Raw genomic sequence first — 22,743 nt, forward strand, 5'->3', positions numbered from 1 at the left:
CTTTTGTTGAGGTTTTCGGCTTCGATGCGCCGTAGCAGCGCCGCTGCGTCTGTGATGTGAAGCCCGTCAGCGGACTCAAAATTCATCGCAAACACTTGTGGATCAGCGCTGCCCGCGCGAATCACTTCTTGCAGCTGCTGCAGAATCGTAGATTTGCCGCAGCGACGCACACCGGTGAGCACCTTCACGAGGGGTTTGTCGATAAAGGGCTGGATCCGCGAAAAGTATCTCGGGCGTTCAATGATTCTGTCCACCACAAACCTCCCTGTTTTGTCGAGTATAGTCGACAAGCTGCTACTTTGCGGAGGTTTTGTCGATCATAGTCGACAAGAATCGCGCTGGCTCAGGCACAAAACAGCGCACCGCGGGAAGGTTGCCGGCGTGTGCCAGCGTCCAACCCGCGGTGCGCTATTCGGACGGTGCGGCCCGAATCGAGCCGCTGAGCCCTCGAGCCGTTAAGCCCTTGAGCCTAGAAGTCCCAGTCGTCGTCGGTGGTGTCTTCGCCCTTACCGATGATGTAGCTCGATCCTGATCCACTGAAGAAGTCGTGGTTTTCGTTGCTGCCAGGTGACAGCGCCGCGAGAATCTCAGGGTTCACTTCGGTCTCTTCAGCGGTAAACCGCGACGGGTAACCGAGGTTCATCAGCGCCTTGTTCGCGTTGTAACGCACGAACACGGCAACGTCGTCCATCAGGCCGAGCGGCTCGTACAGCTCACCCGAGTACTGCAGCTCAAGCTCGTAGAGCTCTTCCAGCAGGTCGAAGGTGAACTTGCGCATCTCTTCCTGACGCTCTTTGCTCTGCGTCTCGAGTCCGCGCTGGTACTTGTAACCCGAGTAGTAACCATGCACTGCCTTGTCACGCAGAATCAGGCGGATCATGTCTGCGGTGTTCGTCAGCGTCGCGTGCACCGAGAAGTGCAGCGGCAGGTAGAACCCTGCGTACAGCAGCAGCGACGACAGCAGCGTCGAAGACACTTTACGCTTGAGCGGATCATCGCCGTAGTAGTGGTGCAGCACCTTCTTGCAGCGTTCCTGCAGCAGATCGTTGGCAACTGCCCAGCGGTAGGCGTCGTCGATTTCCGGGGTGCTCGTCAGCGTTGAGAACACCGAGGAGTACGAGCGGGCGTGCACCGACTGCATGAACGCAATGTTGGTGTAGACGGCCTCTTCGTGTTCGGTGCGGGAGTCTTGGATCTGCACGATCTCACCGACAGTTGCCTGCACGGTGTCGAGCATGGTCAGACCGGTGAAGACGCGCATCGTGAGGGTGCGCTCTTCCTGGGTCATTTTCTGCCACGCGGGGATGTCGTTTGACAGCGGCACCTTCTCTGGCAGCCAGAAGTTCGCGGTCAGACGGTTCCACACCTCGAGGTCTTTGTCGTCGGTGACGCGGTTCCAGTTAATGGGGCGCAGCCGCGCTGCCGGGTCGTGGCGGTACGACGGCGGGGTGACCGAGATCTCTTGCAGCGGGCGGTCGGTGTTCAACGGATCAGTCATAGTTCAATAAAGCTCTTTCACTAGTGGTGTCTGGTGGTCAGTGCGCGGAGTGCGCGGACGGCGCGCGGTGCGCCCGCGCGCGCAGCACGGGCGCACACGCGGGCGCGAACGCGACTACAGCGCGCAGGAAACGCAGCCTTCGATCTCGGTTCCCTCGAGCGCGGGCTGGCGCAGGCGGATGTAGTACAGCGTCTTGATGCCCTTGCGCCACGCGTAGATCTGCGCGCGGTTGATGTCGCGAGTGGTCGCCTCGTCTTTAAAGAACAGCGTGAGCGACAGACCCTGATCCACGTGCTTGGTCGCAGCAGCGTAGGTGTCGATGATCTTCTCGGCGCCGATTTCGTAGGCGTCTTCGAAGAACTCGAGGTTGTCGTTTGTCATGTGCGGAGCCGGGTAGTACACGCGGCCGAGCTTGCCCTCTTTACGAATCTCAATCTTCGAGGCGATCGGGTGGATCGAAGCCGTCGAGTTGTTCACGTAGCTAATCGACCCGGTCGGTGGCACCGCCTGCAGGTACGCGTTGTAGATACCGTGTTCGCGGATCGACTCGCGCAGCTGTTCCCAGTCCGCAACCGTCGGCAGCGCAACTCCAGCCTCGGCGAAGAGCTCACGCACCCGCGCGGTTTCTGGCACCCACTCCTCGGCCGTGTAACGGTCGAAGTAGCTGCCGTCAGCGTAGTCGCTCTTCTCGAAGCCCGCGAAGGTCGCACCGCGGTCAATCGCCAGCTGGTTCGAAGCGCGCAGCGCGTGGTAGGTCACCGTGCGGAAGTACGCGTCGGTGAAGTCAATTCCCTCTTCGCTGCCGTAGTGGATGCGCTGCGAAGCGAGGTAGCCGTGCAGGTTCATCTGGCCGAGGCCGATGGCGTGTGACGCACGGTTACCCTCGGCAATTGACGGCACCGCCTGAATGTCGGTCTGATCCGACACACTCGTCAGCGCCCGCACCGCAATCTCAACGGTTGCGCCGAAGTCCGGGCTGGCCATTGCCTGCGCAATGTTCAGCGAGCCGAGGTTGCACGAAATGTCGTGACCGATCGTCTCGTACCCGATTGCGGCGTCGTACTCAGAGGCGGTGTTCACCTGCAGAATCTCCGAGCACAGGTTCGACATGTTGATGTGCCCCTCGAGCGGGTTCGCACGGTTCACAGTGTCTTCGAACAGCACGTACGGGTAGCCCGACTCGAACTGCAGCTCAGCGAGGGTCTTGAAGAACTCGCGCGCGCTGATCGTGGTCTTGCGGATCCGCGGGTTCGCGACGAACTCGTCGTAGCGCTCGGTGATTGACTGATCCGAAAGCGGAATACCGGTTTCGCGAAGCACATCGTAGGGGCTAAACAGGTGCATATCTTTGTTCTGCTTAGCCAGTTCGAAGGTCACATCCGGAATCACAACCCCAACCGACAGGGTCTTAATGCGGATCTTCTCGTCAGCGTTTTCACGCTTCGTGTCGAGGAACCGCATAATGTCGGGGTGGTGCGCGTGCAGGTACGCAGCGCCTGCGCCCTGGCGAGCGCCGAGCTGGTTCGCGTAGCTGAAGCTGTCTTCGAGGATCTTCATCACGGGAACAACACCGGAAGCCTGGTTCTCGACCTGCTTAATCGGGGCACCCGCCTCGCGGAGGTTTGACAGCAGCAGCGCCACACCGCCGCCGCGCTTGGACAGCTGCAGCGCAGAGTTAATGCTGCGGCCAATCGATTCGAGATTGTCTTCAACGCGCAGCAGGAAGCACGACACGAGCTCGCCGCGCTGTTTCTTACCCGCGTTCAAGAACGTCGGAGTTGCCGGCTGGAAACGGCCCGAGAGGATCTCGGTGACCGTCTTCGAAGCCAGTTCCTCGTCACCCTGACCGAGGAACAGCGCCGTGGCAACAACTCGCTGCTCGAAGTTTTCGAGGAAGAGGCTGCCGTCGAAGGTTTTCAGCGCGTAGGAGGTGAAGAACTTAAACGCACCGAGGAAGGTCTGGAACTTGTGCCCGAAAGCGTCGGCCTGTTCGTGGAGGCGCTCGACGAAGTCCTTGTCGTAGGCGCGCAGGTATTCGGCTTCGTAGTACTCGTTTTCGATCAGCCACTCCAGGCGTTCCCACACCGAAGCGAACTGCTTCGTGTTCGGGATGACCTGCTGGTTCAGGTAGGCCTCCGCCGCTTCGTGATCCTTGTCAAACTGGATCGACCCGTCCGCCGCAAACAGGTTCAGCTGGGCGTTGAGCGCGTGGTAGTCCTTCCGCTCGCCGACCCCGCCAACCCGTGCAGTGTTGGGGGTGGTTGTTTCTGATGGTGTGGCGATCGTCATGCGACGTCCTCCTCATTTGCTTCTGCTTCTAATGTGTTCTGTCGTGCCCAAAATTCGTCTAAACCAGCCTTGACTCGAGCAACGTCGCGGTTGGTGCCAAGAAGCTCAAAGCGGTACAGCTCAGGAACTTTGCACTTGGCTGAGATGATCGGTCCTGCGATGCAGTAGTGCTCACCGAAGTTGGTGTTCCCCGCGGTAATCACGCCGCGGATCAGCGCGCGGTTTGCAGGATCGTTCAGGAACGTAATCACCTGCCGCGGCACCGCCCCGGCCTGCGCTCCGCCGCCGTAGGTCGGAACCACGAGCACGTAGGGCCTGGTCACTCGGATCATTCCCTCTGTGCGCGGTCGGAGTGGGATCCGCACCGCCGGGCGCTCGAGCTTCTCGACGAAGCGGAGGGTGTTCTCCGAAACGCTCGAGAAAAACACCAGGTCAGGTGAATCTTGCCCCTCGAGCACTCGCACCTCCGCGACGCTTCGTGTTCGGCCTTCCCTGCGTTCACTCATCAGCATGTTCTCCTCTCAGCATTTGCACCTCAGCAATCCCACCCCTACATCTAGTCCTGACCCACATTGCGGGTACCACATATAGTGTTTAGCACGAATAATCTCACAAATCTACGACACGCCGAAGTACAGACTACGTCATACCGAACCCAAGACTCAAAGGGGATACTTATGGTGCTGTCAGGCTCGACGTACTACGGTAGAGATCACAAGTGAGACCCGGAAACTAAAGAAAGAATGAGGGCGCCTGATGACCGCATCAAAGCAATTTCAAGTTCCTCCAGAGATTCACGTGGAAAGCGTTCGCGCTTTTGTGAGCGAGTGGGCAGAGATCACCAATCCTGAAAAGATCGAGCTCGTCTCAGCAGCGGATGACGCCAGGCTGCTCGAAGAGGCCATCGCCGCCGGCGAAATGCTGCGCGCAGGCAAAGGTCGCTACTACTCACGGTCACACCCGAAAGACACCGCCCGCACCGAAGAGCGCACCTTTGTCGCCACGGCTGACGAGGCGGATCGCGGGCGCTACAACAACTGGCGCCACTCAAGCGAGGTCAAACCGCTGCTGACGAGCCGCATGCGCGGCGCTTCGGCGGGTAAAACCATGTACGTGGTGCCGTACCTGATGGCCCCTCCCGGCACCCCGCTTGCGAACTTCGCGCTCGGAGTTGAGCTCACCGACGACCGCAACGTGGTGCTGCAGATGATCCGCATGGCCCGCGTCGGAATTGAGCACTTCGACGGTGTCAGCGACCAGGACTTCTTCGTGCGCGGTGTGCACGTCACCGGTGACCTGACCGCGCTGCAGCAGGGCACCGACGCCGACGAGCGGATGTTTGTGACCGTCGCAGACGAGCGCACCATTTTGCACTTCGGCTCCGCGTACGGCGGCAACGCGCTGCTTGGTAAAATCGCCCACGGTCTGCGCCAGGCGTCCTACGACGGTTACGCCTCAGGGAAGTTCCTCGCGGAGCAGTTCCTGCTGCTTGGGATCCACGACCGTGAAACCGGCGTCACCACGCACGTGTGCGGCGGCTTCCCGAGCGCGTCAGGGAAAACCAACCTCGCGATGACGCTGCCGCCAAACGGACTCGGCGACCGCTACCGCGTTGATTTTTACGGCGACGACATCGCCTGGATGTGGGTTGACGACGAAGGGAAACTCCGTGCCATCAACCCCGAAAACGGTGCCTTCGGTGTCGCAAAAGACACCAACGAGGGTTCCAACCCCACCGCGATGGCGGCAATCGCTGAGGGATCGGGCACGATCTTCACCAACACCGCCTACAACGAAGTCACCGGCGAGGTGTGGTGGGAGGGTCTCACCCCCGAACCCCCGGCCGACCCGGCAGGGTGGCTCGACTGGACCGGCGCGAAAATCACCGACCGCACCGCCGAGCAGCAAAACGAACCGTGGGCGCACCCGAACAGCCGCTTCACGATTCCGCTGGAGCGCATCCCGAACCTCGCCGAAGACGTCTCCAAACCCGAGGGCGTGGTCGTTGACGCGATTATCTTCGGTGGCCGCACCCGCGATCGTGAACCGCTGATCCGCGCAATCGACAACCTTGTTGATGGCGTCTACGACGGGCTGACACTCGGCGCCGAGGCGACTTTCGCAGCGGACGGGCTTGACGGGCAGCTGCGTTACGACCCGATGTCGATGCGTCCGTTCTTCTCGTACTCCGAGGGTCGCTACGCCGAACACTGGCTTAAAGTGCTCGGGCAGCTGAAAGAGATGCCGATGTTTGCCCACGTCAACTGGTTCCAGCGCGAACCCGAAACCGGTCGTTACCTGTGGCCGGGCTTCCGCGAGAACCTGCGCGCGCTGATCTGGCTCACACAGTACCGCGACGGCAAAGTCAAGGGACGCAAAACCCCGATCGGCGTGCTCCCGCTTGTTGAAGAGCTCGACTTTACCGGTCTCGAAATCGACGCGGCGGATCTCGACAAACTGCTGCGGGTTGACGTTGAACGCTGGCTGCAGGAAACCGATCACCGCGCTGAGCACCTGCGCGAGCTGCCCGATATGCCGCGCGAAATCTGGGACGCACACGAGGCGCTTGTCGAGGCGTTGCGGGCCGAGGCGGCAACTGACGCAGGGGGCGCAGACAGCTAGCGCCTGCGCCACCGCGCGGCCGCGGCGACACAAAACTGCCACACAACAAACGAGGGGGAAACCGAAACGTGTTCGGTTTCCCCTCGCCTTTGGGTTACGCGCCCGCGAAAACTAATCGCGGCTGGTTTTTTCGATCAGCTCAGCGAAGCGGTCAATGTATTTCTGCAGGAACTCAACGGTTGACTCGCGGGTGATCTTATCCCCGTCACCGAAAAGCTCAGGCGACTGCGACAGGAACACCTCGGGCTGGCCAAGCGTTGGCATGTCGAAGTAGGAAAGCGCAAGGCGCAGGTTCTTCTGCGACGAGTACCCGCCCATGCGTCCAACAGAGTGGCTCACAATTCCCGCCGGGAGTCCCTTCCACGCAACGTCGGCGTTGGGTTTCGACCCAATATCCACCGCGTTTTTCAGGCACGCCGGGATGGTGCGGTTGTTCTCCGGGGTCACAAACAGCACCCCGTCAGAGGCCTTAATCGTCTCGCGGAACTCCGTGTACTCCGCCGGCACCGGCTTGTCGGTGACCTCTGGGTCGTCGTAGTCGAAATCGTACAGCGGCAGGTCGCGGATCTCCACGATCTTCGCCTCGTACCCCTCAGGGAACATCGGAATCAGGTTGTGCGCAATCTTACGGGCAAAGGAGCCACGACGCAGGCTCCCAACAATCACACTCACGCGCTTCGTCATACGTTTCACTCTCTTTTCTCTATTTCAACTGTGGATCATGCACCGCGATCCGCGGCCTCATACGCCACAGACTCGCGCGGCGCGAGCTGCCGGTCGCTGCCCCAAGCCGAGCAGAACCGGCACTCGCTCACGAGGTCAAGCCTATGTTAACAATTCCGCCATTGCGAACCTCATGAGTAACCGAAGCTCCGAGCGGTCAAGTCCCGTGTAGTGGTGTAGCGGTTTGTGCTTTCGGCTCGGTATGAAGTTTGGGGTTTTGTCAGGCGGTTAGCTGGTGGTGGTCGCCATGATCACCTCCTGGGTGGTGCATGAGGTGTTTGGTGTGTTCGAGTGCCGATAGTGACATGTAGCGTTTTTGCTGGATCCAATCGTCGTGCTGTTCTGCTAGGACCGCGCCGACAAGCCGGATGATGGATTCGCGGTTCGGGAAGATGCCCACAACATCGGTGCGTCGGCGGATCTCCCGGTTGAGCCTTTCGGTGGGGTTGTTGGATCACACCTTCGTCCAGACTGGTTTCGGCGCTGCGGTAAACGCCAACACGTCATCGAGCGACTCTTCTAGATAGGCCGCAACCTGCGGGAATTTTGGTTCCAGTAGATCAACGACTTCGCGGGCTTGTCGCCAAGTAGATGAGGCGTCGGGTTGCTGGAAGATTGTCTGGAACATCGCAGAGACCATCGGCCACTGTGGCTTCGGGACCTTTTCGTAGAGGTTTTTCGCGAAATGAGTCCGGCACCGCTGCCAGGACGCATCGGGCAGCACTTCAGAAATGGCGTGCTGGATGCCCTCATGGGCATCACTGGTGATAAGGAAGACACCGCGAAGCCCGCGGGCCTTTAAGTCTTGGAAGAAGCCTTTCCACGACGCGTTGGATTCCGCGGTGGCGACGTGCATGCCGAGCATTTCGCGATACCCGTCGGCGTTGACCCCAGTGGCAAGTAGTACGCAGCATTTGACTACCCGGCCGCCTTCACGCACCTTGATCGTCAACGCGTCGCACGACAGGTAGGCATACCCGCCTGGATCCAGGAGGAGTGTCAGGCGATGACGTGGTCGTAGCTTGCTGCTACGAGCAGGCAGCCGGCGTCGGTGTAGGTGCCGTCGATGAAGATCTGGTCGTAGACCCTGTTGGGGTCTGGGGTGTTGGGAACATCGATGAGCCATAACGGTTCGAATCGGCGGTCGAGGGTCCATCTGCTGACTCCGGCATCGCAGGCGATCTCGGTTAGTGACCTCGTGGAGGTCACGTATCGGTGAAATGCTTTGAAGTCGCGGGTTTTAGTCAGATCAGGCCGACGGTGGGTGGTGGAAGATCCACAGTCAGGGTTTTTGCACCGCCATCTGGTCGTTCCTTTTGTGGTGGTGCCGTTTTTCTTCATTTGCCCAGTACATACTGGGCATCGTGGTCTGTTTGGTGTCACCGGCAAAGCTAACCAGCATCCAGCTACCACACTGAAGTGCCGTTCCGACGGATTGAACGAGAATCGGGCCCGAATAAGGACTAAATCCTTATTCAAGCCCGATTTGTATAGTCTGATCTGCGGAAATCGCAAGAATCAGACACACATTCTACTACTTAACCCCCACCTGGCCCGGGACTCGGTCCGCGTGATCAACTTTCCGCACCGTGTTCCGTGTTTCAGCCCCGCGCCTGCAAAAAGCGATAAAGGGCACCGCTGCCCCCAGCAATGCCCTTTATCTAACCCTGTTCCTGAAAGGAAAATGGTCGCCAGTTCGCCTCATGCATACGAACTGACACCCCATTCTTACCACCCGAATCACCGATAGAAAATACCCATCGGGCGTTTATGGAAATCTTTTTCAAATGCACTGGTGGCGGCGGGCATTTTATTCGCGGCCGAGGCGCGACCCGCGTGCCCGACGAGGCGCGGGCGCCGGCGCAGGCGCTTCAACCGCGGTGGCGACCTCCGTGGGCGCTTCTTCATCCAGGTCGTCGGCGTAATCCTCGTAGTACTCCTCGTACTCCACATCATCCACGGTGCGCGCGCTCATGGCCACGGCAGCGCCACCCAGCAAGGCCAGGAATGCACTCAGCGCCAGGCCGGTCCACATCGCGGTAGCGGAGCCTTGGTTACCAGCAGCTGAGATAGCGGCCGTGGACCAGTGCATCGGCAGCGCGGAAGAAGCGGTGCGCCACAGTAGGTCAACGTTGCCGGTGGCGGCGGTGGACCACACCCAACCGACGACGGCCATCTGCAGCAGACCGAAGATACCGGCGACGGCAGTGCCGCCGGTGCGACCGAAGGATGCGCGGACGATCCAGGTGAAGCCAGCCGATGCCAAGGTCACCAGGGCGAGGGCCAGGCCACTGATGGCCAGGGCCAGCGGGCTCAGGCTGGTGCCCAGGATGCTCACGAGGATGAGGCCAGCGGCGGTGATGAATGCGGTGCCGACACCGAGGGTGAGCCAACGGTTGCGACCACGCGCGGCGTAAGCGGCCAGAGCCAACGCCACACCGGCGATGACGGCGAGGGCGCTCACCAGCATCGCGGCCAGCGGGGCGAGGGCAGAGCTTGGGGCGTTGGCCTCCTCGCCAGAGCCGGCAGCGACCGGCGCAGGTGCTGGCAGGGCGCGCTGCACGTCGCTGATGCGGTCCTTGGTGGTGTTGGCCATGTCGTCGATCTTGCCCACGCCGTCAACGAGTTCATCGATGCCGCCGGTGGCCTCACCAACCCTCCCGTTCATCTCGTTCAGGCCATTGGCTAGGTCGCGGGCACCGTTCGTCGCGCTGTAGATGCCGTCGTGGTACGCGTAGCCGGGAACGGAAAGCTGGTTGGCCAGTTCACGGGAACCGGTCTTGAGCTCGTTGAGCTGGGCCTCAATATCAGCGGGCAATTCAGCGGTTTCTACCTGGGAGCGCAGACTCTCAAGCTGCCCACGGAGGTCGACCACCTGCGGGTCACGGGAGTTCTTGGTGCTGCGCAGGGTTGCGTCAATGGCGGAGAGAACCTGGCCGCGGACGGCATCAAAACCGACGACCTGGCCCACAGCGCCATCGACGGAATCCGCAAGACGGGTTGCACCATCCGCTAGTGCGCCGGTGCCGTTTTGGAGTTCCACCATGCCCTTGGACAACTGGTCCGCGCCGTCGCGGGCAGCTTGGATCCCGTCAACGAGTTCACCGGAGCCGTCCTTGAGTTGCTCGGTGCCGTCGACGAGTTTCTGCGTGCCCTGAACGAGGAAGCTGGCCTGCGCCGCCGCTTCACCGGCTGCCCGGCGCGCACCCACGAGTTGGTCTGGTCCGGCATATGCGGCAGGAGCCCCTGATTCCTGGTCGGAATTAGGGCTCGTCCACGTGGTGGCAGGGTTCATAGGCGAGATTGCCGCGACGACGAACACGACAAACGCAAGGACAACGTTCCACTTCATAGCGCAAAATGTAACGAATGTGGCGGTTGTTTCTGGTGTGACACGCTGTGGGGTGGGGCGCGGATAAGCAAAAAGCAACTCGGCCGTGCGTGCGGGCACCTGATACGTTGGATAACGTCCCATGGGTGGGCTTGCCCGCGCACCCGTAACCAGAAATACCCCGTGCCTATGGCTCTTCTAATCGTTCTCGGGATCGTTGCCGCGTCTGTGGTTGCATCCCCGGTGCTAGTGCGCGTGGCGGATCGCAGGGCTGGTTGGGTCCTGGGCCCCGTCATGCTCATCGCTGCCGGCGTGCTTGCACGCTCACTGACCGGCGCTGATCCCCTCGTGTTCGAAACAACGTGGGCTGAGGATCTCCTTGGCCCCGGTACCACTGTTGATATTGCGTTGCGCGCTGATGGGCTGAGTGCTTTCTTCGCGCTGCTGGCCCTGTGTATCGGCGGCATCGTGCTCATTTATTCAGCGGCGTATCTGCCTAAGAATGACGGCAACACGAGCTTTTACACCATCATGACGGCCTTCACCCTGTCGGTGCTACTGCTCGTGCTTGCAGACGATGTGGTGCTGCTCTTCATCGGCTGGGAGCTCGTCTCCATCGCGTCCTTCCTCCTCATCGCGCGGTCCGGCTCGTCAGGTGAGGCCGGTTCTTTCCGCACCCTTGCGCTGACCTTCTTCGGAGGCCTCACGCTGCTGTCCGGCCTGGCTATTGCGGCGGTGACCACGGGCACCACCCGTCTGAGCGAGATCCTCGCCGCGGATGTGTGGCAGCAGGACAGCAAGCTGGTCACGGGCGTGGCCTTGCTCATTGCTATCTCCGGCTTTACTAAGGCCGCGCAGTTCCCCTTCCACTTCTGGCTGCCGGAAGCGATGGCCGCCGCCACCCCAGTTTCTGCGTTCCTGCACGCCGCCGCCGTGGTCAAGGCGGGTATCTACCTGCTGCTGCGTTTCTCCACCATCTTCGCCGGCAACACCACGTGGAATGTCCTGCTGGTGACGGCGGGCTTGGGCACGGCGCTCATGTCCGCGATCTTTGCCATCACGAAGACGGACCTGAAGCAGCTCACCGCGTACTCCACGGTCTCCCACCTGGGCTGGATCGTCGCGGCCGTCGGCGTGGGTACGCCGTTCGCGCTCGCCGCGGCACTCGTGCACACGCTCGCGCACGCGCTGTTCAAGTCTTCCCTGTTCATGCTCATCGGCGTAATTGACCATGAGGCCGGCTCGCGCGACATCCGCCGTCTGGGCCGCATGTGGGACAAGATGCCGTTCACGTTCGGCGCCCTCGTTGTCGCGGCCGCTTCCATGGCCGCGATCCCGCCGCTGTTCGGCTTCGTGTCCAAGGAATCGATCCTGGACGCGTTCCACACCACCGCGTACGGCCCGCTGCTCCTTGTACTCGGCGGCCTCGCCGCGCTGTGCACATTCGTTTACTCCGCCAAGATCGTCTTCGGCGCGTTCATCGACGGCCCGCGCGACATGTCCGACGTCCACGAAGCGCCCGTTTCGCTGTGGCTTCCGGCCGCGCTGCCCGGCCTCATGTCTGTGCCCGCGGTTTTTGCACTTTCGCTTATCGACGGCCCTGTGACCCACGCCGTCACCTCCATCGCCCCCACCGCCGGCTTTGAGTCGCACCTGGCTCTGTGGCACGGCGTGACCTGGCCGTTCATCGTGTCCATGGTTGTCCTGGCGGCTGGCATCGCCTTCCTCTTCGTGCGCAAGCCGGTCTTTGCAGCGCTGGAGAACAAGGCGTTGCTGCCGTTTACCGGCAATGATGTCCTGAGTGGTGTGGTGAAAGGCTCCGAGCGCATCGGTCGATTCGTTGGCGCCATGGCCAACAGCTTCAACCCGTCGCGCCACCTCGTCTGGTTGGTGGCCGTGATCGTGACCATGGGTGCTGTCACCGCCGTGTTCACCACGGGTGTTGACGGTGTGATCCCAGCTCCGCGCACGGACGGCCTGGGCAACTACTGGGATCTCATCCCGCTGACCATCATTGCCCTGTCCGTCTTTGGCCTGATGACAACCAAGAAGCGCATGACAGCAGCTGTCTTGCTGGGCACCGCCGGTGTTGGCATGAGCTTGCAGATGCTGCTGCTCGGCGCACCGGACGTGGCACTCACCCAGTTCACGGTGGAAGCACTGACCATCGTGGTGATCATGATGGTGCTGCGCTATCAGCCGCGCCTCTTCCCAGAGACGCCTGCGAAGCGCAAGACGTGGTCCATCCTGTTCGCGGCTGTAGCCGGCATTATCGCGTTCTTGGGCGTGTACTCGCTGACTGGGCGTCGTGAACGCTCCGACCTGGCCATGTGGTACCTGACCGAGGGCGGCAAACTCACGAGTGCGGACAACATCGTTGCCGTGATCATCGTGGAATTCCGTGGCTTTGATACCTTGGGCGAACTTTCCGTCCTGGGCATGGCCGCCGTGGTGATCGCCGCTGTTACTGCCTCGGTGCCACGCCATGACTTCCAGGAGGGCACCCGCCCGGCACCGTTCGGCCAATCGCGCTTGAACACGCTGCCGCTACGGAAGGTGGCCAAGCTGATCACGCCGATCCTCGTCGTGCTGTCTGTGCTCATCTTCTTCCGCGGCCACACCGCCCCGGGCGGCGGCTTCATCGCCGCACTCGTGCTGGCAACCGCGTTTGTGTTGAGCTACTTGTCGCAAAGCTCGGACCGTAACGCGGTGGGCGCCAAGACCCCGATCTACCTCACCGGTATTGGCATCATCGTGGCCATTTCTTCTGGCTTCCTCGGCTTCATCGAAGGTGGCTTCATGTACGCCATCCACGGTGAGATCGCCGGGGAGCACATGACCACCTCGTTGATCTTTGATGCCGGCATTTACCTCGCCGTCCTCGGCATGCTCACCATGGCCATCAACGGCATGGGTGGCTACCTGCGCCCCGGCGCAGACCGCGAGCATCTGGATTACCACCGTGACGGCCCCAATCCCCTACCCGGTGTGCCTGAGATTTCCACGCCGGACGGGGCGGCACAGTCCCATCCGAAGCCGATCAATCCGGCAGCGAAACCGCTTGACTTGGCCAGCGCCATTGCTGCTGGATCGCGAAAGACCCCGAAGGGAGGCGCGCAATGATTTACGCAGCCACAGTTGGAATCCTCATTGCCGGGGCGGTGTACCTGATCATGCAGCGCGGCATGGTGCGCATCATCTTCGGCATGTCCCTGCTCGGCCATGCCAGCAACCTCACCCTCCTGGCAGCCGGCAACGGTGCGTGGCGTGGAGAGTCCTTCCCCTCCCAGACGTCCATGGACCAGATGGCGGACCCACTGCCGCAGGCATTCGTGCTCACCGCGATTGTCATCGCCATGGCCACCACAACGATCCTGCTGCTCCTAGCCGCCCTAGGACGCGATGATGACACTATTGACAACATCCTCGACGACGACCAGGCCGCCAAGCTCGGACCCGACGCCCTCACCACGGCCGGCCGCACCGCCTACAAGGGGGTGCGTGGTTAGTGGCACCTGACGCACTCCTCCCTGTCTTTGTTGCGCTGCCTCTCATCGTTGCGGCAGTCACGGCACTCTCGCCGTGGCGCATGCTTAACGACGCCCTGTCCCTCCTCATCCCCACCCTCAACCTCGCCGGCGGTGTGTGGCTGTACTTCTACACCGCGCAGCACGGCACCATCGGCCACATCATCGGCCTCTACCAAGGTGGGGCGGGCATCGCCTTTGCGGGTGATCAATTCTCCGCGATCATGATCATCACCACCATGCTGGTGGCGCTGATCTCCAACTGGTTCGCCATCGTCTCCGGCGAAACCCGCACGCGGTACTACACACCACTGACGCTGGTGCTCATCACCGGTGTCTCCGGTGCCTTGCTCACGGCGGATCTATTCAACTTCTTCGTCATGATCGAGGTCATGCTGCTGCCCTCCTACGGCCTCATCGCCATGTCGGGTACGCGCCACCGTCTCAAGTCCGCACGCCTCTTTGTCCTGGTGAACCTCGCCGCATCGACCTTCCTGGTCATGGGCGTGGGCTACGTCTACGCCGTCACCGGCGCCGTCAACATCGGCGCACTCCAAGGCGCTGCCGCCGGCAATGGTCCGGTCACCGTCGCCATGGCCATCGTCGTTGCCGCCATCTGCGCGAAGGCCGCTGTGTTCCCGCTGCATACGTGGCTGCCGCGCACGTATACGTCGACAAGCGCTGCAGTGATGGGCCTCTTCTCCGGCCTGCACACGAAGGTCGCGGTGTACATGCTCTTCCGCATCTGGGTGGTCATTTTTGACATGGATGCTCGCTGGAACTGGCTCATCATCGGCGTGATGATCGTGTCCATGCTCGTCGGTGCCTTCGCCGGTCTTGCCGAATCCACGATCCGCCAAGTCCTCGGCTACCAGATGATCAACGGCATGCCATTCATCCTCATCATGCTGGCATTCACGCAGGATGACGCCCGTTACGCGCTCGCCGCCGGCCTGATGTACACCTTGCACCACATGATCACCATCGGCGCGCTGACGCTGAACTCCGGCGCCATCGAGGAAACCTACGGCACCGGCACACTGTCCAAGCTCTCCGGCCTGGCGCGACGCGACCCCCTCACCGCCACGATCTTTGCCGCCGGCGCATTCTCCGTCATCGGCTTCCCGCCATTTTCCGGCCTGTGGGGCAAACTCTCCCTCGTCTTCGCCGCCGCGCGCCCCGCTGACCTTGCCTCCTGGGTGGTCATCGGCGCAATCATCGTCGCCTCCTTCGGCGCGATGCTGGCCATGTTCCGCGTCTGGCGCGAAGTGTTCTGGGGCAAGCCGATGCAGCGGTTCCCGGAGAACCTGAATGTGCGAGGGGCGTTGCTGGCGCCGTCGGCAAGCCTTATGCTCATCTCGCTTTGCATGTTCATCGCCGCCGGCCCGCTGTGGGGCGCCGTGACCGAATCAGTGGACGCGCTTCTCGACGTCCCCTCCTACACCTCCGCCGTCCTCGGCCCCGACCCGATCGGTGTGCCTGACGCCGCAACCCTGCAAGGAGGCCACTAATGAAGACCATCCTCCACGGCATCCGCTACTTCTTCTGGATCATCAAAGAAATCCTGGCAGCCGGATTCTCCACCGCCCTCGCCGCGTTCCGGGGCGAATCAGGCATCACGCCGATTGTCATCTACTACCCCCTGCGCGTAGACAGCGAATGGGAACTGTTCTGGTTCTCCACCTCCGTCACCGCCACCCCATCCACCCTGGCCATGGGTTTCCGCGACACTGGTGCCGGCAAACCGCGCATCATGCTCGTCCAAGCCGCCTTCGGCTCCAACCCCGAAGACATCATTGCCGGCCTGGCTGACATGGAAGAACACGTTGCCCCGCGCGTCAAGGACACCCCTGTCGACCCCTCCCAGGTTCTCTGGGAGCCCTACGAAGACCTTCGCGACGCCACCAACCCTGACGCCGCCGACCCCGTTGATGCTGCTGACCAGGCGCGGCGCCGGCGGCGTTCCCGGCGTGCCCGAACTGGAAGGAAGTGACCCTCGCACATGTTTGAAGCAATCCTCATCGGTGCCATCGTGATCATCGTGGCGTGCCTGATCATCGGGATGATCGCCATCCTGCGCGACAAGGACGAACTCAACCGCGCCGTGCTCGCGGACTACATCTTCTACGGCGCGGTCTGCCTCTACTTCGTATGGACGATCTTCAACGACACCTTCATTGGCTACGAAATCGCCATCCTCGCCGCCCTCGTCTGCGGCACGATCCCCACCCTGTCCATGTCCCGCATTATCTCGAGGGGGCGCCGCTAATGGCTATCTGGCAGTTCATCGTTCTGTTCTTCGTGGCCGTCGCCGTCTTCATGACGGTGGCCACCCTCATCCTCCAGCTCCGCGCCCCCAACGCGCTGACCCGCGTGAACCTACTAGGGCCACTGGTCTGCGTCGCGTTCCCGGCCCTCATCCTGGCCAAACTCACCGCGGACTGGGCCACCGACGGCTTCAACACTGCGGACACCATTCGCGCCACCATCGCCATCCTTGGCGTCTGGATCGTCGGTTCCGTCGGCTCCTTCATCATGGGCCGCTCCATCCACGGCGTGACCGCGGTGGATCCGCGCGCCGCCGGTTGATTCCGCGGTAAGCGTTTAAAACTTTTTTGGGGTTTGCGGGAACCGGCCTGTTGTTGCTGGTCCTCCGCTTCCTGCGCGGGCTTGAGCCCGCGCTCCCTGTGGATAGATTTTTGGGTTATCCACAGGTTTTTGGGGCCCTTCTCGCGCGTTGTTGCGTTTCGGTTTAGCGTGCAAGGCATGAACGCATTCGGATCACTGGTAGCGGGTTTAACCAACCCGATCGAGGCCCTGGCAGACTTTGATGCCCAGGTACTCCTCGATGCTGGCTGCAGCCCTTCCCGTGTTCGCGAATTAGTAAAAGTCCACAAGGCTTACTACGGCAAAACCACGTTCACCCGTAAGCAAGCCAACGCGATCAAGGTGGCACGCTCGACGAAGAAGGCGTTGGATCAACTCGTCTACATCGAAGGCCGGATCTCCTCCATTGAGGACCCCGCCGAGAAATGGCGGCTGCGTTTGGCGTTGCTGTCCGTCCCGGGCAACTACGACACGCTCAAGCGCCGTTCCAAGGACATCGTGCCGGAGGTGGACAAGCCTGTCCCGGAGCCAACAATGCGGTTTGGTAAGTCTCGTGGCACACGGCGCCCGGTGACCATCATGGCCTTGGAAAAAGACGCGGCAGCTATTGAGTTCGCGGCCCGTCAAAACCTGGGAGATGGTCCTGCCGGTCCGCAGATGTACGAAAACGTGATGAAAAGGATCGGCCTACGCCCCGACGAAGACGATCAACCTTCAGGTATTGCCCCTGCAGTACCCCGCCCGTTGATCCTCATCCCGATGGACGAGCACATCACAATCATGAAAGGTCACGGAAATGATGTCATCCTGGGGCTCACCGATGGCACCACCATGACCGGTGCGGAATTCCTTCAGCAGAATTTTGGGGACGTCCTAGAAGTAGCGATGTTCCACCCGCAGGAAGGCCCGGTTAACCTGTATGACACGCAACGCTTCGCTAACCAGAAACAACGCGACCTGGCCCGCGCCACCATGCCGACGTGTCCAGTGCCGGACTGCCGGCACGCGGCAGATAACTGCGAAGTCCACCACATCACAGCCTGGTCCCAAGGTGGGCTGACCAACATGGATAACCTGGCCATGCTGTGCCGGTATCACAACCGCACCAATGATGATGACCCATCCAAACCCCACCACGGGCGGGTGGAAAACATCAGAGGCACACCGATGTGGAGATCACCACGCGGATACCTCATCCCCAACACCGTCCACCCCTTCGGGGCAATGACACTCCTGTACGGCAGATAACCCGCCAACTCATCGAATAGCCGGCTTGACCGGCTATTCGGCATGCCTAAAAACAGACGGTTTGACTATGGCGAATGGTGCCGGGCAAAACCCCAGGTCACGGATCGCTGGAAGGTGCGATAGTCAAACCGACCCCGTCCTCGGAAAAACAAAACCCGCACGTGAGTGCGGGTTCTGCGTTTGGAGCTTGGGCGTGCGCTGAGGGCTAGGGGCTAGCCCTGCTCGGCGCGCTTGGCGGCCAGCACCTCGCGGAGCTTGGTCTCCAGGTCAGCGTCGACGTTGCCCCAGTAGGCGAAGGTGCGCTCCTCAACGTCCTCGTCCTTGATGGGCAGCATCTTGTTGGTCACGTTGTGGATGAAGCGCTCGCGCTCACCATCGTCGAAAACCTCGCGGTAGAGGGTGCCTGCCTGGCCGAAGTCGTCGTCCTCAGCGTGCTTGACGTAGGCGGCGCGGACCAGGTCGGTGCCGTGCGGATCCGGGTTGACGTAGAGGTCCTCAGCCTGGCCGTAGGTGGTGTGGTTGGAGGAGGAGTCCTCACCATTGTCCAGGTAGCCAGCGCCCTTGTCGGTTCGGTTCGGAGTGTAGTTCGGCTCGCCCTCGTTGTTGAAGAAGAACGCCATCGGGCCACGCTCAGCGTAGGTGTTCACCGGGACGATCGGCTGGTTGACCGGCAGGTCCTTGTAGTTCGGTCCGATGCGGTAGCGGTGCTGGTCAGCGTAAGCAAAGACGCGGCCCTGCAGCATGCGGTCCGGGGACAGGCCAACACCGGGGACGATGTTGGACGGATCAAGAGCCAGCTGCTCGATCTGAGCGTGGTAGTTCTTGGGGTTGCGGTTGAGGATGAAGTAGCCGACGTCGACAAGCGGGTAGTCCTTCTGCGACCAGGTCTTGGTCAGGTCGAACGGGTTGAAGCGGTAGTTCTCCGCGTCCTCGAACGGCATGATCTGGACCTTGACGTCCCAGATCGGGTAGTCGCCGCGCTCGATGGCCTCGTAGAGGTCCTGGCGGTGGAAGTCAGCGTTCTCGCCGGCTACCTTGGCGGCCTCTTCGTCGGTGAAGCACTCCCAGCCCTGGCGGGTCTTGAAGTGGTACTTGATCCACACTGCGTCGCCTTCAGCGTTGACCCACTGGAAGGTGTGGGAGCCGAAGCCGTCCTGGTGGCGGGAGGTCTTCGGGGTTCCGCGGTCACCGAGGAGGTAGGTCACCTGGTGTGCGGACTCCGGGGTGCGGGTCCAGAAATCCCACTGCATTTCGTCGTTACGCAGACCGGATGCTGGCTCACGCTTCTGGGAGTGGATGAAGTCCGGGAACTTAACTGGGTCGCGCAGGAAGAACGTCGGGGTGTTGTTGCCCACGATGTCGTAGTTGCCGTCCTCGGTCCAGAAACGCAGCGCGAAGCCGTGGACGTCGCGCCAGGTGTCCGGGGAGCCGGCCTCACCGGCGACGGTGGAGAAGCGAACAGCCATCGGGGTAACGGTGCCCGGCTGGAACAGCTTGGCCTTGGTGTACTTGGACACGTCTTCGGTGATGTGCAGCTCACCGAAAGCGCCGTGGCCCTTTGCGTGAGGGATGCGCTCCGGGACGTTCTCGCGGTTGAAGTGAGCAAGCTTTTCCACGAGGTGGATGTCATCCAGCAAGTTCGGCCCCTGCGGACCAGCAGTAATGGAAATGTTTTCGGATGCGACGGGCTGGCCGCCGAGGCGAGTGGTCTGGCCGTTGCCGGCAGGGCGCTCGCCCTTCTTCACAATGTCTTCTGCTGGGTTCTTGTCAGTCATTGAGAAGCCCTCCTTATGTCTAGCGATTATCAGGTTTTACTTACCGGTCCGACCTTACGCATCCTTTAGGAACCTTCACGGTGAATGAGCTCACCACTCCCTGCCTGTTACCTGAATTTGCACTGAGAGCCACCCTCGCAGTGATTGGGCTTCCTGCTGGTAACGTCAGTCCTCGTGATGAAGAGGGACGATGCCTACGTGACGGAGTTGGCGCTGCGCGCCGGCCGTGGCGATAAGCAGGCACTGTCTGAGTTCATTCGCGCAACGCAGGAGGATGTGTGGCGTCTGCTCGCGCACCTTGGGGGCAGGGAGCACGCGGATGATCTGACGCAGGAGACGTATCTGCGCGTGATGGGGTCGCTGCCCCGGTTTGCGGCGCGTTCGAGTGCGCGCACGTGGTTGCTCTCCCTGGCCCGTCGCACGTGGGTGGATTCAGTCCGCCACGACATGGCGCGCCCGCGCAAGGCGGCGGTTGAGTATGACGATGTTGCCGCGCAGCAGCCAAGTCTCGATAACTCAAATACGTGGAGCGAAGTGCTTGATGCGCAATCGCTTCTCGACGCTCTCCCTGCCGAACGCAGAGAAGCCCTCATCCTCACCCAGGTCCTGGGCTATACGTATGAGGAGGCAGCGAAGATCGCTAACGTGCGCGTGGGCACGATCCGCTCACGCGTAGCCCGCGCTCGCCGAGATCTGGTGGCGGGCGCGGGCGATTGAAACTGTTTAGACCAGCAGCTCAGCGATCTGAATCGTGTTGAGGGCTGCGCCCTTGCGCAGGTTGTCGCCGGAGACGACAAAGATGAGGCCACGATTGTCATCGACGGTCTGGTCCTGGCGGATGCGGCCGACCAGAGAGTCATCCTTGCCTGCTGCTTCGAGCGGCGTGGGGACGTCAACAACAGTGACGCCCGGTGCTGCCTCGAGGACGCGCTTGGCATCTTCCGGGGTGATCGGACGCTCGAACTCAGCGTGCACAACCATGGTGTGACCAGTGAAGACAGGCACGCGGACGCAAGTACCAGAAACCTTCAGGTCAGGCAGGCCGAGGATCTTGCGGGATTCGTTGCGCAGCTTCTGCTCTTCGTCGGTTTCGAAGGTGCCGTCATCGACGAAATTGCCGGCCATCGGCAGCGCGTTGAACGCGATCGGTGCGACATAGGGGCCAAGGTCAGACGGCACCAAGACAGAGCCATCGTGGGTGAGTTCCACGTTATGGTCGCCCACCTCAGCTACCTGCTTCGCCAGCGTTTCCACACCGGCCAGGCCGGAGCCCGAGACGGCCTGGTAGGAGGCGACGCGCATGGTGGTGAGCCCTGCTTCGTCGTTAAGCGCCTTGGCAACAGGCATGACCGCCATCGTCGTGCAGTTAGGGTTAGCGATGATCCCCTTCTTCAGGCCCTTCGCCTGCTCCGGGTTGACCTCGGAGACGATCAGCGGAACCTCATCGTCCTTGCGCCATGCGGAGGAGTTGTCCACCACCGTGGCACCCGCCTCAGCAAAAACCGGAGCCCATTCCTTGGAGGTGGAACCACCGGCGGAGAACAGGGCAATGTCCACGTCCTTCACGGATTCAGGCGTGACCTGGGTGAGGTCTTCCACCACGATCTGCTCACCACGGAACTCCAGTTCCTTGCCCGCCGAGCGCGGGGACGCGAAGAAACGCACCTTGTCTGCCGGGAAGTTACGCTGCACCAAGATATCGCGCATAACCTGGCCGACCTGGCCGGTTGCGCCAACGACTGCGACCGTAGTCAATGAATTACTCCAATCTGCTTTCGCGTTTCAAGGATGGGCTTAGCGCCCGGTCCCTGCGTACACCACGGCCGGCTCGTCACCGCCGAGGTCGAACTTCTCGTGGATCTCACGCGCGGCGTCCTCCATGTCCGCGCGACGCACGACAGCGGTAATGCGGATCTCAGAGGTGTTCAACATGCCGATGTTGATGCCCTTGTCGCGCAGCGCCTCCGTGAAATCAGCGGTGACGCCCGGGTGGGACTTCATGCCGGCACCCACGAGGGAGACCTTGGCAATCTCATCGTTGTAGGTGACGTTCTGCCAACCCTCGCGCTTCACCAGGTCCTCGAGCAGCTTCATCCCGCGCGGGCCATCAGCAATGGGGAGGGTGAACGTGATGTCCGTGGTGTTGTCATGCAGCGAAGAGGTGTTCTGCAGGACCATGTCAATGTTGATCTCTGCATCAGCGAGCACGCGGAACACCTTCGCGGCCTCACCCGGCACGTCCGGGATACCAAGCACGGTGATCTTTGCCTCAGAGTCGTCGGTGGCCACACCAACCAGAACTGCTTCTTCCACGGGGATATCCTCCATCGCTCCGGACACCAGCGTGCCGGGGTCGTTGCTGTAAGACGAGCGTACTCGCATGGGAACATTGAATGCACGGGCGTATTCAACGCTGCGCAGGACAAGAATCTTCGAACCGGACGCGGCAAGTTCCAGCATCTCTTCGAAAGAAAGGTGATCAAGCTTCTTCGCATCGGAGACAATGCGCGGGTCCGCGCTGTACACACCGTCGACGTCGGAGTAGATCTCACACACGTCAGCTTCCAGCGCTGCGGCCAGCGCCACGGCGGTCGTGTCAGAGCCACCGCGGCCCAGCGTGGTCACGTCGCGGGTATCGCGGTTCACACCCTGGAAACCGGCGACGATGGCGATCTTGCCTGCGTCGATAGCATCCTGCACGCGACCCGGCGTCACCTCAAGAATGCGGGCATTGCCGTGACGTTCGGTGGTGATCACGCCAGCCTGCGAGCCGGTAAAGGACTGCACCGGCGCACCATAGGAGGCAATCGCCATAGCCACGAGGGAATTAGAAATACGCTCACCCGCGGTCAACAGCATGTCCATCTCACGCGGCGGCGGCGTCGGGTTCACCTGAGCCGCCAGATCGAGCAGCTCATCCGTCGTATCGCCCATCGCAGAGCAGACAACCACAACGTCATTGCCCGCTTTATGCGTATCGACGATCCGTTTCGCCACCGCGCGAATCCTCTCCGCGCTCTCGAGAGAGGACCCGCCGTACTTCTGGACGATCAGTGCCACAGTTCGCCTTTCTTCTACCCCGGGTCATCCACCCGGACAATGTGCGGTACCCACTTTACGGGT

Annotated in this window: 18 protein-coding genes and 2 pseudogenes; 9 read left to right on the forward strand and 11 right to left on the reverse strand. The window is 61.5% G+C overall.

Annotation, left to right across the window (positions count from 1 at the left end; translation table 11 throughout):
• The 4 genes from L8U60_RS08830 to nrdI form a co-directional block, all read right to left on the reverse strand.
• The coding region (locus L8U60_RS08830) for an AAA family ATPase (protein WP_269966006.1) at positions 1-254 on the reverse strand (254 nt) is incomplete at its 3' end.
• Positions 255-469: 215 nt separating this feature from the next.
• The gene (gene nrdF, locus L8U60_RS08835; protein ID WP_016664111.1) at positions 470-1,498 is read right to left on the reverse strand and encodes a class 1b ribonucleoside-diphosphate reductase subunit beta; all 1,029 of its coding nucleotides are present in this window, start codon (positions 1,496-1,498) and stop codon (positions 470-472) included.
• A 114-nt stretch (positions 1,499-1,612) separates the two neighbouring features.
• Positions 1,613-3,787, reverse strand: coding sequence for a class 1b ribonucleoside-diphosphate reductase subunit alpha (nrdE, locus tag L8U60_RS08840; protein ID WP_269966007.1), 2,175 nt, complete (start codon positions 3,785-3,787; stop codon positions 1,613-1,615).
• Positions 3,784-4,293, reverse strand: coding sequence for a class Ib ribonucleoside-diphosphate reductase assembly flavoprotein NrdI (gene nrdI / locus L8U60_RS08845; protein ID WP_016664109.1), 510 nt, complete (start codon positions 4,291-4,293; stop codon positions 3,784-3,786). The genes nrdE and nrdI overlap by 4 nt, the downstream gene beginning before the upstream one ends.
• A 250-nt stretch (positions 4,294-4,543) precedes the next feature.
• Here nrdI and L8U60_RS08850 point away from each other — a divergent pair, with 250 nt between their 5' ends.
• Entirely contained in the window at positions 4,544-6,409 is a 1,866-nt protein-coding gene (locus L8U60_RS08850) for a phosphoenolpyruvate carboxykinase (GTP) (RefSeq protein WP_269966008.1), read from the forward strand.
• A 111-nt stretch (positions 6,410-6,520) separates the two neighbouring features.
• Here the strand turns inward: L8U60_RS08850 and L8U60_RS08855 are convergent, their stop codons facing one another.
• The 4 genes and pseudogenes from L8U60_RS08855 to L8U60_RS08870 form a co-directional block, all read right to left on the reverse strand.
• Positions 6,521-7,093, reverse strand: a complete 573-nt coding sequence (locus tag L8U60_RS08855) for an NADPH-dependent FMN reductase (protein WP_019174205.1) — start codon at positions 7,091-7,093, stop codon at positions 6,521-6,523.
• A gap of 259 nt (positions 7,094-7,352) precedes the next feature.
• Positions 7,353-8,123 (reverse strand): annotated as a pseudogene (locus L8U60_RS08860) (IS256 family transposase); the annotation flags it as partial.
• Between the two features lie 11 nt (positions 8,124-8,134).
• Positions 8,135-8,515: pseudogene (locus tag L8U60_RS08865) on the reverse strand (IS1/IS1595 family N-terminal zinc-binding domain-containing protein); the annotation flags it as partial.
• A 427-nt stretch (positions 8,516-8,942) separates the two neighbouring features.
• A complete protein-coding gene (locus L8U60_RS08870) occupies positions 8,943-10,484 on the reverse strand; it encodes a hypothetical protein (protein ID WP_269966009.1) in 1,542 nt (513 codons plus the stop codon).
• Between the two features lie 168 nt (positions 10,485-10,652).
• Between L8U60_RS08870 and L8U60_RS08875 the strand changes: the two genes are divergently transcribed.
• The 7 genes from L8U60_RS08875 (at position 10,653) to L8U60_RS08905 (ending at position 17,845) form a co-directional block, all read left to right on the forward strand.
• Complete coding sequence (locus tag L8U60_RS08875; RefSeq protein ID WP_269966010.1) at positions 10,653-13,586, forward strand: DUF4040 family protein; 2,934 nt, start codon at positions 10,653-10,655, stop codon at positions 13,584-13,586.
• Positions 13,583-13,972: a cation:proton antiporter subunit C gene (locus tag L8U60_RS08880; protein ID WP_269966011.1), complete on the forward strand. Its 390-nt coding sequence runs from the start codon at positions 13,583-13,585 to the stop codon at positions 13,970-13,972. The genes L8U60_RS08875 and L8U60_RS08880 overlap by 4 nt, the downstream gene beginning before the upstream one ends.
• Entirely contained in the window at positions 13,972-15,501 is a 1,530-nt protein-coding gene (locus tag L8U60_RS08885; RefSeq protein WP_269966012.1) for a monovalent cation/H+ antiporter subunit D family protein, read from the forward strand. The genes L8U60_RS08880 and L8U60_RS08885 overlap by 1 nt, the downstream gene beginning before the upstream one ends.
• Positions 15,501-15,983 (forward strand): monovalent cation/H+ antiporter subunit E, encoded by a 483-nt coding sequence (locus tag L8U60_RS08890; RefSeq protein WP_269966013.1) that lies wholly within the window; start codon positions 15,501-15,503, stop codon positions 15,981-15,983. Before L8U60_RS08885 ends, L8U60_RS08890 begins: the two co-directional genes overlap by 1 nt.
• Before the next feature lie 9 nt (positions 15,984-15,992).
• A complete protein-coding gene (locus L8U60_RS08895; protein WP_269966014.1) occupies positions 15,993-16,259 on the forward strand; it encodes a cation:proton antiporter in 267 nt (88 codons plus the stop codon).
• A complete protein-coding gene (locus L8U60_RS08900) occupies positions 16,259-16,579 on the forward strand; it encodes a Na+/H+ antiporter subunit G (RefSeq protein WP_269966015.1) in 321 nt (106 codons plus the stop codon). Before L8U60_RS08895 ends, L8U60_RS08900 begins: the two co-directional genes overlap by 1 nt.
• 177 nt (positions 16,580-16,756) lie before the next feature.
• Positions 16,757-17,845 carry an HNH endonuclease signature motif containing protein gene (locus L8U60_RS08905; RefSeq protein ID WP_269966016.1) on the forward strand — a complete coding sequence of 363 codons (1,089 nt, stop codon included), beginning with the start codon at positions 16,757-16,759 and terminating at the stop codon, positions 17,843-17,845.
• A 212-nt stretch (positions 17,846-18,057) separates the two neighbouring features.
• Here L8U60_RS08905 and L8U60_RS08910 read toward each other — a convergent pair whose 3' ends face one another.
• Positions 18,058-19,620 (reverse strand): catalase, encoded by a 1,563-nt coding sequence (locus L8U60_RS08910; RefSeq protein ID WP_269966017.1) that lies wholly within the window; start codon positions 19,618-19,620, stop codon positions 18,058-18,060.
• A gap of 177 nt (positions 19,621-19,797) precedes the next feature.
• On the opposite strand from L8U60_RS08910, the gene L8U60_RS08915 reads away from it, so the two are divergent.
• Positions 19,798-20,337, forward strand: coding sequence for an RNA polymerase sigma factor (locus L8U60_RS08915; RefSeq protein ID WP_269966050.1), 540 nt, complete (start codon positions 19,798-19,800; stop codon positions 20,335-20,337).
• A gap of 6 nt (positions 20,338-20,343) precedes the next feature.
• Here the strand turns inward: L8U60_RS08915 and L8U60_RS08920 are convergent, their stop codons facing one another.
• Together L8U60_RS08920 and L8U60_RS08925 are read right to left on the reverse strand one after the other, a co-directional pair.
• Positions 20,344-21,375, reverse strand: a complete 1,032-nt coding sequence (locus L8U60_RS08920; RefSeq protein WP_269966018.1) for an aspartate-semialdehyde dehydrogenase — start codon at positions 21,373-21,375, stop codon at positions 20,344-20,346.
• Between the two features lie 39 nt (positions 21,376-21,414).
• A complete protein-coding gene (locus tag L8U60_RS08925; RefSeq protein WP_269966019.1) occupies positions 21,415-22,680 on the reverse strand; it encodes an aspartate kinase in 1,266 nt (421 codons plus the stop codon).
• Between the last annotated feature and the right edge of the window lie 63 nt (positions 22,681-22,743).

It is taken from the genome of Corynebacterium meitnerae, from assembly GCF_027570075.1.
GTDB classification, from domain to species: Bacteria; Actinomycetota; Actinomycetes; order Mycobacteriales; family Mycobacteriaceae; genus Corynebacterium; species Corynebacterium meitnerae.

Excerpts from the sequence above, each read along its gene's own strand:
- nrdF (WP_016664111.1), bottom strand. The coding sequence starts at position 1,498 with ATGACTGATCCGTTGAACACCGACCGCCCGCTGCAAGAGATCTCGGTC.
- nrdE (WP_269966007.1), bottom strand. The coding sequence starts at position 3,787 with ATGACGATCGCCACACCATCAGAAACAACCACCCCCAACACTGCACGG.
- nrdI (WP_016664109.1), bottom strand. The coding sequence starts at position 4,293 with ATGAGTGAACGCAGGGAAGGCCGAACACGAAGCGTCGCGGAGGTGCGA.
- L8U60_RS08850 (WP_269966008.1), top strand. The coding sequence starts at position 4,544 with ATGACCGCATCAAAGCAATTTCAAGTTCCTCCAGAGATTCACGTGGAA.
- L8U60_RS08855 (WP_019174205.1), bottom strand. The coding sequence starts at position 7,093 with ATGACGAAGCGCGTGAGTGTGATTGTTGGGAGCCTGCGTCGTGGCTCC.
- L8U60_RS08870 (WP_269966009.1), bottom strand. The coding sequence starts at position 10,484 with ATGAAGTGGAACGTTGTCCTTGCGTTTGTCGTGTTCGTCGTCGCGGCA.
- L8U60_RS08875 (WP_269966010.1), top strand. The coding sequence starts at position 10,653 with ATGGCTCTTCTAATCGTTCTCGGGATCGTTGCCGCGTCTGTGGTTGCA.
- L8U60_RS08880 (WP_269966011.1), top strand. The coding sequence starts at position 13,583 with ATGATTTACGCAGCCACAGTTGGAATCCTCATTGCCGGGGCGGTGTAC.
- L8U60_RS08890 (WP_269966013.1), top strand. The coding sequence starts at position 15,501 with ATGAAGACCATCCTCCACGGCATCCGCTACTTCTTCTGGATCATCAAA.
- L8U60_RS08895 (WP_269966014.1), top strand. The coding sequence starts at position 15,993 with ATGTTTGAAGCAATCCTCATCGGTGCCATCGTGATCATCGTGGCGTGC.
- L8U60_RS08900 (WP_269966015.1), top strand. The coding sequence starts at position 16,259 with ATGGCTATCTGGCAGTTCATCGTTCTGTTCTTCGTGGCCGTCGCCGTC.
- L8U60_RS08905 (WP_269966016.1), top strand. The coding sequence starts at position 16,757 with ATGAACGCATTCGGATCACTGGTAGCGGGTTTAACCAACCCGATCGAG.
- L8U60_RS08910 (WP_269966017.1), bottom strand. The coding sequence starts at position 19,620 with ATGACTGACAAGAACCCAGCAGAAGACATTGTGAAGAAGGGCGAGCGC.
- L8U60_RS08915 (WP_269966050.1), top strand. The coding sequence starts at position 19,798 with ATGAAGAGGGACGATGCCTACGTGACGGAGTTGGCGCTGCGCGCCGGC.